Origin of the sequence: Burkholderia sp. JP2-270 (genome assembly GCF_003233675.1) — a bacterium.
GTDB lineage: Bacteria > Pseudomonadota > Gammaproteobacteria > Burkholderiales > Burkholderiaceae > Burkholderia > Burkholderia pyrrocinia_C.
Map to the genome: position 1 here is coordinate 2,788,764 of NZ_CP029824.1, position 16,974 is coordinate 2,805,737.

Consider the following 16,974-nt stretch of genomic DNA (forward strand, 5'->3'; position numbering starts at 1 on the left):
AAGTCGATATGCCGGAACGCTCGCCGCACATGCCGTCTCCCGTCATGCGGGCGGCGTCCCTGAAAGCGCCCGTACGGCCTCGCCGCACGGGCTCGGTACCGCGCGCGTCATGACGACTTGCGCACGCGCAGGTACCAGTCGCAAAGCAGCCTCACCTGCTTCGGCGTATAGCCCTTCGCGACCATCCGGTTTACAAAGTCCTCGTGCTTGCGCTGCTCCTCCGCCGAACCCTTTGCGTTGAACGAAATCACCGGCAACAGTTCCTCGGTGTTCGAGAACATCTTCTTCTCGATTACGACGCGCAACTTCTCGTAGCTCGTCCACACGGGGTTCTTGCCGGCATTCGCCGCCCGTGCACGCAACACGAAGTTCACGATCTCGTTGCGGTAATCCTTCGGATTGCTGATGCCGGCCGGCTTCTCGATCTTCTCCAGTTCCGCGTTCAGCGCGGCGCGATCGAAGCTCTCGCCCGTATCGTGATCGCGGAATTCCTGATCCTGGATCCAGAAGTCGGCATACGTGACGTAGCGGTCGAAGATGTTCTGGCCGTACTCCGAATACGACTCGAGGTAGGCCGTCTGGATCTCCTTGCCGATGAAATCCGCGTAGCGCGATGCGAGCACGTCCTTCACGAAAGACAAGTACTTCTGCTCGGTTTCCGGCGGGAACTGCTCGCGTTCGATCTGCTGTTCGAGCACGTACATCAGGTGCACGGGGTTGGCTGCGACCTCGCTCGAATCGAAGTTGAACACGCGCGACAGGATCTTGAACGCGAAGCGTGTCGACACGCCCGTCATCCCTTCGTCCACGCCCGCGTAGTCGCGGTATTCCTGGTACGACTTCGCCTTCGGATCGGTGTCCTTCAGGTTTTCGCCGTCGTATACCTGCATCTTCGAGAACAGACTCGAATTCTCCGGCTCGTGCAGGCGCGACAGCACCGAGAACTGCGACATCATCTTCAGCGTGCCCGGCGCGCAGACGGCCTCGGCGAGCGACGAGTTGCGGATCAGCTTCTCGTAGATCTTGGTCTCTTCCGACACGCGCAGGCAGTACGGCACCTTCACGACGAAGATCCGGTCGAGCAGTGCCTCGTTGTTGCGGTTGTTGCGGAACGCCTTCCACTCCGACTCGTTCGAGTGCGCGAGGATGACCCCGTCGAACGGAATCGCGCCGAAGCCCTCGGTGCCCTTGAAGTTGCCTTCCTGCGTGGCGGTCAGCAGCGGGTGCAGCACCTTGATCGGCGCCTTGAACATTTCGACGAATTCGAGCAGGCCCTGGTTCGCGAGGCACAGGCCGCCCGAGTAGCTGTACGCATCGGCATCGTCCTGTGCATACTGCTCGAGCTTGCGGATGTCGACCTTGCCGACCAGCGACGAGATGTCCTGGTTGTTCTCGTCGCCCGGCTCCGTCTTCGCGATGCCGACCTGCCGCAGGATCGACGGATAGCGGCGCACGACGCGGAACTGGCGGATGTCGCCGTTGTATTCGTGCAGGCGCTTGACGGCCCACGGACTCAGGATGCTTTTCAGGTAGCGGCGCGGAATGCCGTACTGTTCCTCGAGGATCGGGCCGTCTTCGTCGTAGTCGAACAGCCCGAGCGGCGATTCGTTGACGGGCGAACCCTTCAGTGCATAGAACGGCACGCGCTCCATCAGTTGCTTCAGACGCTCGGCGATCGACGACTTGCCGCCGCCCACCGGGCCGAGCAGATAGAGGATCTGCTTCTTCTCTTCGAGCCCTTGCGCAGCGTGGCGGAAATACGCGACCACCTGCTCGATCACTTCCTCCATTCCGTAGAACTCACGAAATGCGGGATAGACCTTGATGACCTTGTTCGCGAAGATCCGCGACAGGCGCGGTTCGTTGCGGGTATCGATGTGTTCAGGTTCCCCGATTGCTGCCAGCATGCGTTCACCAGCCGTCGCGTACGCGGATGGATCGTTCTTGCAGAGCGCGAGATACTCCTCCAGCGAGAGCTCTTCCTCTCGCGTTCTTTCGAAGCGGTTCGCGAAGCTGCTGTAAATATCCATGCTACCTCCCTCGCCTGAGTCTGAAGACGTGCCTGCCTTCGTACGACTGCGCAGAAGCAAGCGCGTTCGAATTCATCCTAAACCCTTTCTTATTTTTTTTCACGAACTCTTCGTATGAAGTTCGTCATTCTCGACAACACCGCTTGGACAACGCATTTCGTCGTTTTACAATCGACCTCCCGAGCCGCAGAAACGGCATCCGCCGCGTCTCGTCGAACAACGGAACCTCTTGTGCGTTGGACACTTCCGACGTCGTCGCTTCCCCCCCTCATCTCTATACGTTCGAGCCGTCGTTTACGACGACACGCTGCGCGCACCGTTACAAATTTTTTTCGCAGCGCCCCTTACGGAGATACCCGTACGACGGATGCGGGAACACGACCCGCACCGTTGCGCGTATTGCGCGCATCCGTCGGCGCGGGTCGCTCGATGCATGCGACGATGCGTGACCGTTCACGCGCGCTGTCATATTTTGTCCGCCGCCGAAACGACGACGCCCGCATGTCGCGGGCGTCGTTCGTCACCAAATGGGGATAGATGCGCGGCACGCGCGAATCAGAAGGTCTCCCAGTCGTCGGCGCCGGCGCCGGCAGCGACCGGCGCCGCTGCGGGGGCTGCGGATGCAGCCACGGGCTTGCGTGCCGGCGTCGCCGCAGCCATGCGCTTCGGCGGTGCATCGCGATCGTCGCGCGCAGCAGCCTGCTGTGCCGGTGCCGGCCCGGCGACCGCCGCCGCGGGGGCGCGCGCAGCGTGACGCGCTGCGACCGGCGCGACGGCGCCCGGGCGTGCCGCTTCGTCGTCGAGCTGGAATACCGACGCCGTTTCACGCAGGCGCGCGGCCTGTTCATCGAGCGACTGCGCGGCGGCCGCAGCTTCCTCGACGAGCGCCGCATTCTGCTGCGTGACCTCGTCCATCTGCGCAACGGCGCGCGCCACCTGGTCGATCCCGCCGCTCTGTTCCTCGGACGCCGCGGCGATTTCGCCCATGATGTCCGTCACGCGCTGCACCGCACCGATCACGTCGCTCATCGTGCGCCCCGCTTCGTCGACCAGCGTGGAACCCGACCGGATGCGCTCCACCGACGCGTCGATCAGCGCCTTGATCTCCTTGGCCGCGGTCGACGAACGCTGGGCGAGGCTGCGCACCTCGCCCGCGACGACCGCGAAGCCGCGCCCTTCCTCGCCCGCGCGTGCGGCCTCGACGGCCGCATTCAGCGCAAGAATGTTGGTCTGGAACGCGATTCCCTCGATGATCGCGATGATGTCCGCGATCCGGGCCGAGCTGTCGTTGATCTCGCCCATCGTGCCGACCACCTGGCCGACCACCGTATTACCCTTGTTTGCAATCTCCGACGCATTCGCGGCCAGCGCGCTTGCCTGGCGTGCATTGTCCGCGTTCTGTTTCACGGTGCCGGTCAACTGTTCCATGCTCGACGCGGTTTCCTGCAGCGCAGCGGCCTGTTCCTCGGTGCGCGACGACAGGTCGATGTTGCCGGCCGCGATCTGACGGGCCGCGGTCGCGATCGACTCGCTGCCGCCGCGCACGGTGCGCACCGTTTCGACGAGCCCGCGCTGCATCTTCGCGAGGCCTTCGAGAAGCTGGCCCATCTCGTCGCGCCGGTGCACGACGATCGGCCGGCGCAGGTCGCCTGCGGAGATCGCGTCGAAATGCGCGAGCGCGTCCGCGATCGGACGGCCGATCGCGCGGCTCAGCGTCAGCCACGACAGCAGCGCGGCGCCGATGCCGGCCGCGAGCGCGACGATCGACAGCACCCGCATCGTGTCGTATACCGATTGCGCATGATCGAAGCCCGCCTTCGCGGCGGTGAACTGGAAGTTGCGCAGTGCCTCGCCCGCCACCGAGAGATCGGTGTAGCTCGCCTGGAGCTGCTTCGCGCCGTCGCCGATGCGATCGCGCTGGTCGGACCCGACGATGCTGGCGAACGCGTCGCAACTGCGTTGGAGCGCCTGCCGCTTCGCGGCGACATCCTGCGCCAGGCGATCCTCGTCCGCGTCGCGCGGCAGCGCGAGGTATTTCTGCCACCACGCGTCGGACTGCGTGCGCATCGCGCGGCTGCGCTCGATGGCCACCGCCGAGTCGGGCGTGCCGGACAGCAGCGCCGCGCGGTCGAGCGCGAGGCGCTCGCGCGCGGCGAACATTTCCGCGACCGCCACGTCGACCGCACTCGGCATCTGGTTCGTGAAAATCTCGCGAGTCGAGTCGTTCGCACGCGTCATCCCGTACAGCCCGAGCACGCCGGTTACGCCCAGCAGCACCGCCAGAAACGCCATCGTCAAACCGATGCGGGCACGAATCGTCAGGTTCCTGAAGACCATCATCCTTCCTGTGTTGCGTCGTCATGAACGGGCCAGGCCCGTTGGCTCGAAGCATTGCTTCACTCGGTGCATTTACGACCGATTGGCGCACAACTTGATGGTTTTCACAGTATTTTTTCGAATTATTCGTCTGTTTATTGCGAGCAACTGAATAATCGGCGCGAGATCCGGGCGACGACAAACTGGATCGGAGAAGGCTTTGCGCGATGCCGGCCAGGGGGCAGCAGGCAGGAGGTACGGCCGGCCGTCTCGTGCGACGGGCCGGCCGTGATGCGGAATCGGGGATCTAGCCCTATTCGGCCAGTTCCGCGAGTGTCGGAATCGACGGCTGCGCGCCCGCTCGCGTGACCGACAGCGCCGCCGCGCGTTGCGCGAAGCGGATGGCCGCGTCGACGTCCGCGCCGGCCGCGATCCGCGCGGAAAAGCCACCGATGAAGGTATCGCCGGCCGCCGTCGTGTCGACGGCCTGCACGGCCGGCGCCGGATAGTGCCGCGCGATGCCGTCGGCCGTCAGCGCGAGCACGCCGCGCGCACCGAGCGTGACCAGCACGTTGCGCGCGCCGCCGGCCTGCAGCGCACGCGCGGCGGCTTCCGCGTCGGCCGGATCGCGTACCGGCAGCGCGGTCAGCGCGGCCGCCTCGACCTCGTTCGGGATCAGGTAATCGACCAGCGGCAACCAGCCGTCCGGCAGCGGCGCGACGGCCGGGGCCGGATTGAGCACCACCGTGCGGCCGAGCCGCCGCCCGGCCAACACCGCCGCGAACACCGCGTCGGGCGGCGTCTCGAGCTGGCAGATCAGCACGTCGGCCGACGCCAGCGCGGCTTCGTGCCGTGCGATCGTATCGGTCGTGACCTCGCCGTTGCCGCCCGCGACGATCACGATCGCGTTCTGGCTCGCATCGTCGACAACGATCAGCGCGACGCCGGTCGACGCCGACGCGCTCGTCGCGAGCCCCGTGCAGTCGATGCCCTCGGCTTCGAGGCCGGCGCGCAGTGCCGCGCCGTGCGCGTCCGCGCCGACGCAGCCGATCATCGCGACCTGCGCGCCGAGCCGGGCGGCGGCAACGGCCTGGTTGCCGCCCTTGCCGCCCGCCGCCTGCGCGAACGCGTGCCCGGCGAGCGTTTCGCCCGGCAGCGGCAACCGCGGCGCACGCACGACGAGATCCATGTTCAGGCTGCCGACCACCGTCACGCGGCCGGCGCCCGCAGCGGGCGCCGTCATGCGCGACCGCCCGATGCGGCCGGTTCGCGGTAGATCGCCGTCGATTCGCGCAGCACGAGGCGCGGCGACACGACGCGACGGCGGCTCGGCACGGCCGTCGAGCCGCCGCCGATCCGCTCGATCAGCGTCTGCGCGGCCATTTCGCCGAGCGCGCGCACCGACTGGCCGACCGTCGACAGCGCAGGATACGTGTAGCGGGAAAATTCGATGTCGTCGAAACCGATGATCGAGCAGTCGTCGGGCACGCGCATCCCGCGCTCGGCCGCCGCGCGCAGCGCGCCGACGCCCATCAGGTCGTTGCCCGCGAAGATCGCGCTCGGCCGCACCGATTCGAACAGCCGCGACGCCGCGTGATAACCGCCGAGGCACGAGAAATCGCTTTCCGCGATCGCGCCCGGCACGATGTCGACCCCGCGCTCGGCCATCGCGCGGATGAAGCCGTGCACGCGCATCGCGCTGACGGCCGTGTCGGTCGGCCCGGTGATGCAGCCGATCTTCGCGTGCCCGAGCTCAAGCAGGTGGCGCGTCGCCAGGTACGCGCCGCGTTCGTGGTCGATCTGCACGAGATCGGCCGCGAGCCCCTCGATGTTGCGGTCGACGACGACGAGCGGCGCATGCGTGTCCGCGAGCGTCTGCGCCAGCACCGCATCCTCGCCCGCCGATGCGACGATCAGCCCGTCGATGCGCTTTTCCTGCAGCACGCGCAGGTAGTTGCGCTGCTTCACGGGATCGTCGTCCGAGTTGCAGAAGAACACGCAATAGCCGTTGGCCGCGCACTGATCCTCGATGCCGCGCGCAAGCTCCGCGAAGTACGGATTCGTGCTGTTCGGCACGACGAGGCCGATGGTCGCCGTCGACCTCGCCTTCAGCGAGCGCGCCACGGCCGATGGCACGTAGTTCAGCTCGCGGATTGCGCCCTCGACCTTCGCACGCACATCCGCGGACACCGGCCGCGAATTGTTCACCACGTGCGAGACGGTCGTAAACGACACGCCCGCCATGGCCGCCACATCCTTGATCGTCGCCATTTCCCGTTTCTCTCTGGTCTGTTCTGTCTGTCTTTCTACCGCACGCGCGCGCGCCTGCTGCGATACGTATCGAGCACGACCGCCACCACGATCACCGCGCCGGTGATGATCCGTTTCGTCGGCTCGTTCGCGCCGATCTGCGCCAGCCCCGCGGCCAGCACGGAGATGATCAACACGCCGAAGAACGTGCTGATCACCGAGCCGCGCCCGCCCATCAGGCTCGTGCCGCCGATCACCACGGCCGCGATCACCTGCAGTTCGAGGCCCGCGCCCGCGTTCGGATCGGCCGCCTCGAGCCGCGAAATCTGGAACAGCGATGCGAGCCCCGCGAGCGCACCCATCAATGCGAATACGAGGATTTTATACGGCCGCGGGTTAACCCCGGCAAGTCGGACGGCTTCCTCGTTCGTGCCGATCCCGACGAGATAGCGTCCGAACACGGTGCGCGTGAGCACGAACTGGGCCGCGATCATCACCGCGACCGCGATCAGGAATGCCGGCGAGATGCCGAGCGCGATCGGGTTCGACAGGAAATCGAACGCGTCGCCGATATAGGCCGTGCGCGAATTCGTCAGCTGATACGCGAGGCCGCGCGCGGCCTCCAGCACGCCGAGCGACACGATGAACGACGGGATCCGCCAGCCGACCGTGACCGCGCCCGTCAGTGCGCCCGTGACGGTTGCGACCGCGATCCCGATCAGCGCGGCCGGCAGCGGCCCCCACTGCCATTTCAGCGCGGCGACGCTGACCATCGACGCGGCGAGCGCGAGCACCGAGCCGACCGACAGGTCGATCCCGGCGATGATCAGCACGAAGGTCATCCCGACCGACATCACGACGAGATCGGGAATCTGGTTCGCGATCGTGCTGAACGTGTCGTAGGTCAGGAAATGCGAACTCAGCGCCGAAAACAGCGCGATCATCGCGGCCAGCGCGCCGGCGAGCCCGAGATAGTTCGACAGGCCCAGCCGCGTGCCGGACAGCATGCGCGCGCGGCGCCCCGTCATGTCCTGCTGCGCGCCTGCATCGGTCGGGGATACGGGAGGCTGGGTCATTGCTGTCGTCCTGTCGTCGAAATGCCGGGAGCGGCGCCCTGCGCCGGCCCCGCGTCCGGATGCTGCGCGCCGCCCGGCGGCGTTTCGCGGCCGAAGCCGGCGAACGCCGCGGCCAGCAGCGCATCCTGGGTCCAGTTGCCGCGCTCGAACACGGCGGTCATGCGCCCGGCCGACATCACGCCGATCCGGTCGCAGATCAGCATCAGCTCGCGCAGGTCGCTCGACACGACGACGAGCGCGCGGCCTTCGCGCGCGAGCGCGCCCATCAAAGTGTAAATCTCGAATTTGGCGCCGACGTCGATCCCGCGCGTCGGCTCGTCGAACAGCAGCACGCCCATGTCGCGCGCGAGCCAGCGGCCGATCACGACCTTCTGCTGGTTGCCGCCCGACAGCTCGCCGACCGCCTGAGCGGCACCGTGCGTACGGATCCGCAGCGCGTCGATCTGCCGCTCGGCGAGCGCCGTTTCGCGCGCGGTGTCGACGATGCCGCCGCGCGCGAGCCGGTCGAGCTGGCCGAGCGACACGTTCGCGGTGACCGACTGCGACAGCAGCAGCCCTTCACCCTTGCGGTCCTCGGTTATCAGTGCGATGCCATGCTTCACCGCATCGACGGGCGAACCGATCCGCGCCGGTTTCAGCGGCTGGCCGACCGCGATCATCCCGGCATCAGGCGTATCGGCGCCGTAGATCAGCCGCAACAATTCGGTGCGCCCCGCGCCGATCAGCCCCGAGATGCCGAAGATCTCGCCCGCGCGCACCTCGAGCGACACGTCCCGCACGGCCGACCCGCGTGTGAGGCCCGACACGACAAGCCGCGGCGCGCCGATGTGGCGTTCGCCGAGATCGATGTGCTCGCCGATCTCGCGCCCGACCATCAGCGTGACGAGCCCGTCGGACGTCGTCGCCGCCATGTCGCCCGCATGCACGAGCCGGCCGTCGCGCAGCACCGCGACGCGCTCGGCGACGCGCGCGAGTTCCTCGAGCCGGTGCGAGATGTAGACGATTGCGACACCGCGCGCCTTCAGCCGGTCGATCTGCTCGAACAGCAGCGCGACTTCGCGCGCGGTCAGCATCGCGGTCGGCTCGTCGAGGATCAGCACGCGGCAATCACCGATCAGGTTGCGTGCGATCTCGACCATCTGTTGATGGCCGATGCCGAGCGCGCCGACGGGCGTATCGGGATCGACCGCGTCGAGCCCGACCTGCGCCATCGCGGCACGCGCGTCGTCGCGCAGCCGCGCGCGGTCGATGATCCCGAAACGCCGCGGCAGGTGGTTCAGGAACAGGTTTTCGGCAACCGTCAGTGTCGGCAGCAGGTTCAGCTCCTGCATCACCATGCGCACGCCGAGCGCCTCGGCCTGCGTGCGGCTCGCCGGCGCATACGCGTGGCCGCCGAGCTGCATCGTGCCGGCGGTCGGTTCGACGAGCCCGCCGATGATCTTCGACAGCGTGCTCTTGCCGGCGCCGTTCTCGCCCGTCAGCGCGAGCGCCTGGCCCGCCGCGAGCGTCAGCGTGACGTCGGCGAGCACGGGCTCGGCATAGGTCTTGCCGATGCCGGATACGGATAGCACCGGGGCGGCTGAACGGGAGGGTTGGAAGGTCGGTTCCATCGCGATCCTGGTTGCGGCCGCGCGCACGCGGCGCGCGGGTGTGACGCTCACTAGTGCATGTGCATGCAGTGGCCGTGATCGCGCTCACACCGGATAACGGCCGCCGCGCCGGATTCTTGAGGGCGGCAGCCGCACCGGCGCGGCGTCACTTCGTCACGAGATCCACCGGCGTCTCGACCACGCCGGACATGTCGGCCTGCTTGCGATGCTCGGCGATCGCCTTGAGCGCCGTGTCGATGCCGAACACGGCCTGCTTCGCCGCGTATTGATCGGCGGTCGCGAGCACGCGGCCGTCCTTCAGCATCGGCTTGATCGCGTTGATGTTGTCGTAGCCGACCACGGCCACCTTGCCCTGCTTGCCGGCCGCGCGCACGGCCGACACGGCGCCGATCGCCATGTTGTCGTTGCCGCACAGCAGCGCCTTCAGGTTCGGGTATTCGTTGAGCATCGCGGCGGCCACCGCATTGCCCTTGTCGATCTCCCATTCGCCGGACTGCACCGACACGACCTTCATCCCGCCCGCCTTCATCGCGTCCTCGAAGCCGGCCGTGCGCTGCTGCGCATTGGTCGTCGTGGACACGCCTTCGAGGATGCCGACCTGGTCGCCCGCCTTCAGCTTCTTCGCGAGGTAGTCGCCGATCTTGCGCGCACCCTTGCGGTTGTCCGGGCCGACGAACGGCACGTTCAGGTTCTTCGACTTCAGCACGTCGGGATCGAGCCGGTTGTCGATGTTCACGACGATGATGCCCGCGTCGACGGCCTTCTTCACGACCGGCACGAGCGCCTTCGAATCGGCCGGCGCGAGCACGATAGCGTCGACCTTCGACACGATCATCTGCTCGACGATGCGGATCTGGTTCGCGGTGTCGGTCTCGTCCTTGATGCCATTGGTGATCAGGTCGAACTGATTCGCGTTGTGTTTCTGGTATTCCTTCGCGCCGGTTTCCATTGTCAGGAAGAACTCGTTGGCGAGCGACTTCATCACGAGCGCAACCTTCGGCTTGGCCGCAGATTGCGCGTGGACGGCCGGTACGGCGGCGACCGCGACGGCGGCGAGCGCGGCGGTCAGGAAGCGACGGCGAAAGCGGACATTCATACACATCTCCTGGCGACTGGCCCGAAGGGCCGGACTGTTGTTTTAATGTAAGCAAACGTTTGCGCCACATTACCCGGACAATGGCCATCGATGCTGCTGTCGGTACCGCGGAATGGAAGCGAGGCAGACGGCCGACTGCCTGACGCGTGCTGTCGTTTACGCGCCGCCGCCGGCTGGAAGCCGGCGGAGTGAAGGCTATGCTGTACCGATTCGCTTCGGCGCGCAACCTGTCTGATCAATATTTAAGGGTTTTTTCGGAGTGCGCGATCGTGCGTCGCGACGCGCAAAAGCCACACTTGCGCAGGCCGCCGCGCATCACGCCCGGTCCTGCGGCACCGGCTCGTCTTCATCGGCCGACGGCGGCTCGCCGAAGCGGTTCGCATGCGGCGTGCCGGCGACGAAGCCGTTCATCACGAACAACGCGATCGCGCCGACGATCGGCGCGAAATGCAGCAGCATCAACCAACCCGACTTGTCGATGTCCTGCAGCCGCTTCACGGCGACGGCACATCCGCCGCTGCGCCGCGCATCGCCTCCGGCGAGCGCATGCCGCGCCGCCCGGGGCAACAGCCCGGACGGCGCGCGAAGCGCTGCCGTCAGACGGCTTCGCGCAACATCCCCGCGATTTCCGCTTCGTTCAGGTGCGGCGCGAACATTTCGATCAACCGGTACGCATACGCGCGCAGGAACGCGCCCTTGCGCAGCCCGACCCGCGTCGTGCTCGCCTCGAACAGGTGCTGCGTATCGAGCGCGACGAGGCCCGTGTCGCGCTGCGGATCGTAGGCCATCGCCGCGACGACGCCGATCCCCATCCCGAGCTCGACATAGGTCTTGATCACGTCCGCATCGATTGCGGTCAGCACGACGTCGGGCACGGCGCCTGCCTGCGCGAACGCCTGGTCGATGTGCGAGCGGCCCGTGAAATCCTGGTCGTACGTGATGATCGGGTACTCGGCGATTTCGTCGAGCGTCAGGTTCTCGCGGCCGACGAGCGGATGGCCCTTCGGCACCACAACCGTGTGGTGCCATGAATAGCACGGGAACGTGACGATGTCCGGATAGCGGTCGAGCGCCTCGGTCGAGATGCCGAGATCGGCCTCGCCGTTCAGGATCATCTGTGCGATCTGCTGCGGGCTGCCCTGACGCAGCGCGAGATGCACCTTCGGGAACACGTCGGTGAACTGCCGGATCACCTTCGGCAACGCGTAGCGCGCCTGCGTGTGCGTCGTCGCGACGACGAGGTGGCCGCTGTCCTGGTCCGCGAACTGGCGTGCGACGCGGCGCAGGTTCTCGGCGTCGAGCAGCATCCGCTCGATCAACTGATGCACGGCCTTGCCCGGCTCCGTGAGGCCCGTCAGCCGCTTGCCGCGCCGAATGAAGATGTCGACGCCCAGTTCATCCTCGAGATCCTTGATCTGTTTCGACACGCCCGACTGCGACGTGTACAGCACGTTCGCGACTTCCGTCAGGTTCATGTTCTGGCGCACCGCTTCGCGCACGAACCGCAATTGCTGAAAATTCATGGGTATGCCTCTTAGGCTGTCGTTGTTTGATTGTCGAATCGGGGCGAATTCCGCCCCCTGCCCTGCATTCTCGCTTCAATGCGCGGGAAACACGCGCACCGCGCGCGGCACGGCCGTCGCGCCGTCGCCGACCTGCAGCGAGAGCGCACGCCATGCATCGCGATCGAGTTCCGCCTCGAGTGCGCCGCCCGCGCGCGCCTCGAGCTCGACGCGCACCGAACCGCCCAGCGGGATCACGCGGCGCACGTCCACGGCGATGCCGTCCCGGTGCCCGTCGCCTGCCGGCCAAAGCTGCAGGTCGTGCGGCCGCACGTATGCGTTCGCGGGGCCCGCGAAGTCGGCGTCGACCTCGATCGGCGCAGCGGCACCCTCGGCGACGAAGCCGCGCCCGGCGACCGTGCCCGGCAGCCGGTTCGCCGCGCCGAGAAACTCGTACACGAACGCGCTCCGCGGATGATCGTAGACGTCCTGCGGGCTGCCGACCTGCTCGACGTGGCCGCGGTTCAGCACGACGATCCGATCGGCCACCTCCAGCGCCTCCTCCTGGTCGTGCGTGACGAAGATCGTCGAGATGTGCAGGTCGTCGTGCAGACGGCGCAGCCAGCCGCGCAGCTCCTTGCGGACCTTCGCGTCGAGCGCGCCGAACGGTTCGTCGAGCAGCAGTACCTTCGGCTCGACCGCAAGTGCACGGGCCAGCGCGATGCGCTGGCGCTGGCCGCCCGACAGCTCGGACGGATAGCGCTGCGCGAGCCAGTCGAGCTGCACGAGCTTCAGCAGTTCGTGCACCTTGTCGCGAATCGCCGCTTCCGACGGCCGCTCGCGGCGCGGCTTCACGCGCAGCCCGAACGCGACGTTCTCGAACACCGTCATGTGGCGGAACAACGCGTAATGCTGGAACACGAAACCGACCTGACGATCGCGCGCGCCGACCGACGCGACGTCGAGCCCCTGCAGCACGACCTGGCCGGCGTCCGCGTGCTCGAGGCCCGCGATCACGCGCAGCAGCGTGGTCTTGCCGCAGCCGGACGGCCCGAGCAGCGCGACCAGCTCGCCGGGAGGGAAATCGAGCGACACGTTGTCGAGCGCCGTGAAATCGCCGAAGCGCTTCTGAAGGTTACGGACGGTGATACCCATTCTGGTTGCCTCTTTACGATTTCGACGAAACGGCGGCGACAGGGCCGGCATGTGCGGGAACGGCGTCGCGCGCGCCGGCCAGTTCGGCGGCGAGATGACGCTCGGCGAGCAGCTTCAGCGCGAGCGTGACGAGCGCGAGCAGCGCCAGCACCGACGCCACCGCGAACGCCGCCGCGAAGTTGTATTCGTTGTACAGGATCTCGACGTGCAGCGGCATCGTGTCGGTCACGCCGCGGATGTGGCCCGACACGACCGACACCGCGCCGAATTCGCCCATCGCGCGCGCGTTGCACAGGATCACGCCGTACAGCAGGCCCCACTTCACGTTCGGCAGCGTCACGCGGCGGAAGATCTGCCAGCCCGACGCGCCGAGTACGCGCGCGGCTTCTTCCTCGTCGGTGCCCTGCGCCTGCATCAGCGGAATCAGCTCGCGCGCGACGAACGGGAACGTGACGAAGATCGTCGCGAGCACGATGCCCGGCACCGCGAAGATGATCTGCACGTCGTGATCCTGCAGCCACGGCCCGAGCCAGCCCTGCGCGCCGAACAGCAGCACGTACACGAGGCCCGAGATCACCGGCGACACGGAGAACGGCAGGTCGATCAGCGTCGTCAGCAGCGCCTTGCCGCGGAATTCGAACTTCGCGATCGCCCACGATGCGCACACGCCGAACACGAGGTTCAGCGGCACCGCGATCGCGGCGACGATCAGCGTCAGCTTGATCGCCGCCCATGCGTCGGGATCGGCCAGCGATTCGAGATAGAAGCCGACGCCCTTTCTCAGCGCCTCGACGAACACCGCGGCGAGCGGCACGACGAGGAAGAACGCGAGGAACACCAGCGCGATGCCCGTGAGCAGCCAGCGCACGACGCGCGACTCGCTGACGGGGTCGAGCCGTTTCGCGGCGCGCCCTTGCGCTGCCGACGGCGGGGTTTTCAGCACGACGGTGGCCTCCTGGCTCATTGCTGGCCTCCTGCTGCGGTTGCGGTGACGGTCGCGGGCGCGGGGCCGCTTGCGCCCTTGCTCGTCCTGCGCTGCAAATACCATTGCAGCGTGTTGATCAGCAGCAGCATCAGGAACGACACGACCAGCATCACGACCGCGAGCGCGGTCGCGCCCGCATAGTCGTATTGCTCGAGCTTCGTGATGATGAGCAGCGACGTGATCTCGGATTTCATCGGCACGTTGCCGGCGATGAAGATCACCGATCCGTATTCGCCGAGCGCGCGCGCGAACGCCAGCGCAAAACCGGTCAGGAGCGCCGGCAGCACGGCCGGCAGCACGACGCGGCGGAACGTCAGCCAGCGCGACGCGCCGAGGCACGCGGCGGCCTCTTCCTGCTCGCGCTCGAAATCCTCGAGCACCGGCTGCACGGTGCGCACGACGAACGGCAGCCCGATGAAGGTCAGCGCGACCAGCACGCCGGCCGGCGTGAACGCGATCTTGATGCCGAGCGGCGCGAGATACTGGCCGACCCAGCCGTTGGTCGCGTAAACGGCCGCAAGCGAGATGCCGGCGACCGACGTCGGAAGCGCGAACGGCAGGTCGACGATCGCATCGACGAGGCGCTTGAACGGGAACGTGTAGCGCACGAGCACCCACGCGACGAGGAAGCCGAACACGGCGTTGATCAGCGCGCCGCCGAGCGCGGCCGAGAACGTCAGCCGGTACGACGCGAGCACGCGCGGCGACGTGACGGCGGTGACGAACTGGCCCCACGACAGCGTCGCGGTTTTCAGGAACGTGGCGGCGAGCGGAATCAGCACCACGAGGCTCAAATAGGCCACCGTGATGCCGAGCGTCACGCCGAAACCGGGCAGCGCGCTCGGCTTGCGAAAGGTGTACGTCGTCATCGGATGCTCTTGCTGGGTCGATGCTGCTCATGGGCCCGACGCAAACGCCGGCGCGATGAACTGCGCCGGCGGCCCGTCGGGGATGCGGCGCGCTGTCATGGCGCGCCGCTGTCGTTATGGCGTTACTGCGGCTTGTAGATCGAGTCGAACACGCCGCCGTCCGCGAAATGCGTCTTCTGCGCATTCGTCCAGCCGCCGAACGTGTCGTCGACCGTGTACAGCTTCAGCTTCGGGAACTGCTTCGTCAGTTCCGCCGGCACGTTCTTCGAACGCGGCCGGTAATAGTTGCGCGCCGCGATCTCCTGGCCCTGCGGGCTGTACAGGAAGTTCAGATACGCGTCGGCAAGCTTGCGCGTGCCCTTCTTGTCGACCACCTTGTCGACCACCGCGACGGGCGGCTCGGCCAGGATGCTCACCGACGGCACGACGATCTCGAACTTGTCGGTACCGAATTCCTTGACCGACAGGAATGCCTCGTTTTCCCATGCGATCAGCACGTCGCCGATCCCGCGCTGCACGAAGCTCGTGGTCGCGCCGCGCGCGCCCGAATCGAGCACGCCCGCGTTCTTGTAGAGCTTCGTGACGAACTCCTTCGCCGTCTGCTCGTTGCCGCCCGGCTTGTGCACCGCATACGCCCACGCGGCCAGGTAGTTCCAGCGCGCGCCGCCCGACGTCTTCGGGTTCGGCGTGACGATCGAGATGCCCGGCCTGGCCAGGTCGTCCCAGTCCTTGATCCCCTTCGGGTTGCCCTTGCGCACGAGGAACACGATCGTCGACGTGTACGGCGACGCGTTGTCGGGCAGGCGTTTCTGCCAGTCCTTGTTGACGAGCCCCTTGTTCGCGAGTGCGTCGATGTCGTACGCGAGCGCCAGCGTGACGACGTCGGCCTGCAGGCCGTCGAGCACCGAGCGCGCCTGCGCGCCCGAGCCGCCGTGCGACTGCTTGAAGTTGACCGTCTCGCCCGTCTTCGCCTTCCACTCCTTGCCGAACGCCTGGTTGAAGTCCTGATACAGCTCGCGCGTCGGGTCGTACGACACGTTCAGGAAGGTCGTATCGGCCTGGGCGTGCGTCGCGACGCCCAGTGCCGCCGCCGCGCCCAGCGCGAGTGTTGCGATCAGGCGGCCCACTCCGCCCACCAGCCCCGTATTGCGCTTCGCCATCCTTGGTTCTCCAGTGTTGTCGGTATTGCGATGTCGGGCCAGTCTAGCGAACGGCTTACATGATTAAAAATAATCGTTCCTCATTTTTTAATACTCAAAAGTGCTAACGCATACGGGATGGACGGTTGCGGCAGATGAACCGGCGCCCGGACGTCGCGAAATCGCGCCGGAACCGGCGCGATCGCGTCGAACCTCAAGTAACGCTTGAAATTCCGGAAGTACTGTATAAAAATACAGCTCACTGTCTATCCATACAGTTGAGCCATGACCAAACTCACCGCCCGTCAGCAGCAAGTGTTCGACTTGATCCGTCGCGCGATCGAGCGCTCCGGATTCCCGCCCACCCGCGCCGAGATCGCGGCCGAACTGGGCTTCAGCTCGCCGAATGCGGCCGAGGAGCACCTGCGCGCACTGGCGCGCAAGGGCGTGATCGAGCTGGCCGCCGGCGCATCGCGCGGCATCCGCCTGCTCGGCATCGACGACGCGCCGCACCAGTTCACGCTGCCGCACGCCGGCCTGATGCAACTGTCGCTGCCGCTCGTCGGCCGCGTCGCGGCCGGTAGCCCGATCCTCGCGCAGGAGCACATCTCGCAGCATTACGCGTGCGATCCCGCCCTGTTCTCCAGCAAGCCCGACTACCTGCTGAAGGTACGCGGCCTGTCGATGCGCGACGCCGGCATTCTCGACGGCGACCTCCTCGCCGTGCAGAAGCGCACCGAAGCGAAGGACGGCCAGATCATCGTCGCGCGTCTCGGCGACGACGTCACGGTCAAGCGCCTGATGCGCCGGCCGGGCGGTCTCGAGCTGATCGCGGAGAACCCGGATTACGAAAACATCTTCGTCAAGGCCGGCAGCGCGGAATTCGCGCTGGAAGGCATCGCCGTCGGGCTGATCCGATCAGGCGAACTCTGACATTCCGTCTCGC

Annotated in this window: 14 protein-coding genes; 1 reads left to right on the forward strand and 13 read right to left on the reverse strand. The window is 66.8% G+C overall.

All coding sequences use genetic code 11. The annotated features are described in order from the left end of the window. Positions 1-107: 107 nt before the first annotated feature. From DM992_RS13120 to DM992_RS13185, 13 genes are all read right to left on the reverse strand, one after another. Positions 108-2,030, reverse strand: coding sequence for a PrkA family serine protein kinase (locus tag DM992_RS13120; protein ID WP_111017132.1), 1,923 nt, complete (start codon positions 2,028-2,030; stop codon positions 108-110). A gap of 555 nt (positions 2,031-2,585) precedes the next feature. Then, positions 2,586-4,367: a methyl-accepting chemotaxis protein gene (locus tag DM992_RS13130; RefSeq protein WP_111017133.1), complete on the reverse strand. Its 1,782-nt coding sequence runs from the start codon at positions 4,365-4,367 to the stop codon at positions 2,586-2,588. 292 nt (positions 4,368-4,659) lie between these two features. Beyond that, positions 4,660-5,589, reverse strand: a complete 930-nt coding sequence (gene rbsK / locus DM992_RS13135) for a ribokinase (protein ID WP_111017134.1) — start codon at positions 5,587-5,589, stop codon at positions 4,660-4,662. Further along, a complete protein-coding gene (locus tag DM992_RS13140) occupies positions 5,586-6,617 on the reverse strand; it encodes a LacI family DNA-binding transcriptional regulator (RefSeq protein ID WP_111017135.1) in 1,032 nt (343 codons plus the stop codon). Before DM992_RS13140 ends, rbsK begins: the two co-directional genes overlap by 4 nt. Before the next feature lie 35 nt (positions 6,618-6,652). After that, the gene (locus tag DM992_RS13145; RefSeq protein ID WP_111017136.1) at positions 6,653-7,672 is read right to left on the reverse strand and encodes an ABC transporter permease; all 1,020 of its coding nucleotides are present in this window, start codon (positions 7,670-7,672) and stop codon (positions 6,653-6,655) included. Next, a complete protein-coding gene (locus tag DM992_RS13150; RefSeq protein WP_111017137.1) occupies positions 7,669-9,282 on the reverse strand; it encodes a sugar ABC transporter ATP-binding protein in 1,614 nt (537 codons plus the stop codon). Before DM992_RS13150 ends, DM992_RS13145 begins: the two co-directional genes overlap by 4 nt. Before the next feature lie 145 nt (positions 9,283-9,427). After that, the gene (locus tag DM992_RS13155) at positions 9,428-10,378 is read right to left on the reverse strand and encodes a sugar ABC transporter substrate-binding protein (protein WP_111017138.1); all 951 of its coding nucleotides are present in this window, start codon (positions 10,376-10,378) and stop codon (positions 9,428-9,430) included. Positions 10,379-10,693: 315 nt separating this feature from the next. After that, on the reverse strand, positions 10,694-10,876 hold the full coding sequence (locus DM992_RS41660; protein WP_162631649.1) for a DUF805 domain-containing protein: 183 nt from the start codon (positions 10,874-10,876) through the stop codon (positions 10,694-10,696). 98 nt (positions 10,877-10,974) lie between these two features. Continuing rightward, positions 10,975-11,901: a CysB family HTH-type transcriptional regulator gene (locus DM992_RS13165; RefSeq protein ID WP_034184116.1), complete on the reverse strand. Its 927-nt coding sequence runs from the start codon at positions 11,899-11,901 to the stop codon at positions 10,975-10,977. A gap of 75 nt (positions 11,902-11,976) precedes the next feature. Continuing rightward, positions 11,977-13,035, reverse strand: a complete 1,059-nt coding sequence (locus DM992_RS13170; RefSeq protein ID WP_111017139.1) for a sulfate ABC transporter ATP-binding protein — start codon at positions 13,033-13,035, stop codon at positions 11,977-11,979. Positions 13,036-13,048: 13 nt separating this feature from the next. After that, positions 13,049-13,999, reverse strand: coding sequence for a sulfate ABC transporter permease subunit CysW (gene cysW, locus DM992_RS13175; RefSeq protein ID WP_111017140.1), 951 nt, complete (start codon positions 13,997-13,999; stop codon positions 13,049-13,051). Next, entirely contained in the window at positions 13,996-14,889 is an 894-nt protein-coding gene (gene cysT, locus DM992_RS13180; protein ID WP_111017141.1) for a sulfate ABC transporter permease subunit CysT, read from the reverse strand. The genes cysW and cysT overlap by 4 nt, the downstream gene beginning before the upstream one ends. A 122-nt stretch (positions 14,890-15,011) precedes the next feature. Beyond that, the gene (locus DM992_RS13185; protein WP_111017142.1) at positions 15,012-16,049 is read right to left on the reverse strand and encodes a sulfate ABC transporter substrate-binding protein; all 1,038 of its coding nucleotides are present in this window, start codon (positions 16,047-16,049) and stop codon (positions 15,012-15,014) included. Positions 16,050-16,313: 264 nt separating this feature from the next. Here DM992_RS13185 and lexA point away from each other — a divergent pair, with 264 nt between their 5' ends. Next, entirely contained in the window at positions 16,314-16,961 is a 648-nt protein-coding gene (lexA, locus tag DM992_RS13195; protein ID WP_009689103.1) for a transcriptional repressor LexA, read from the forward strand. Positions 16,962-16,974: the final 13 nt, after the last annotated feature.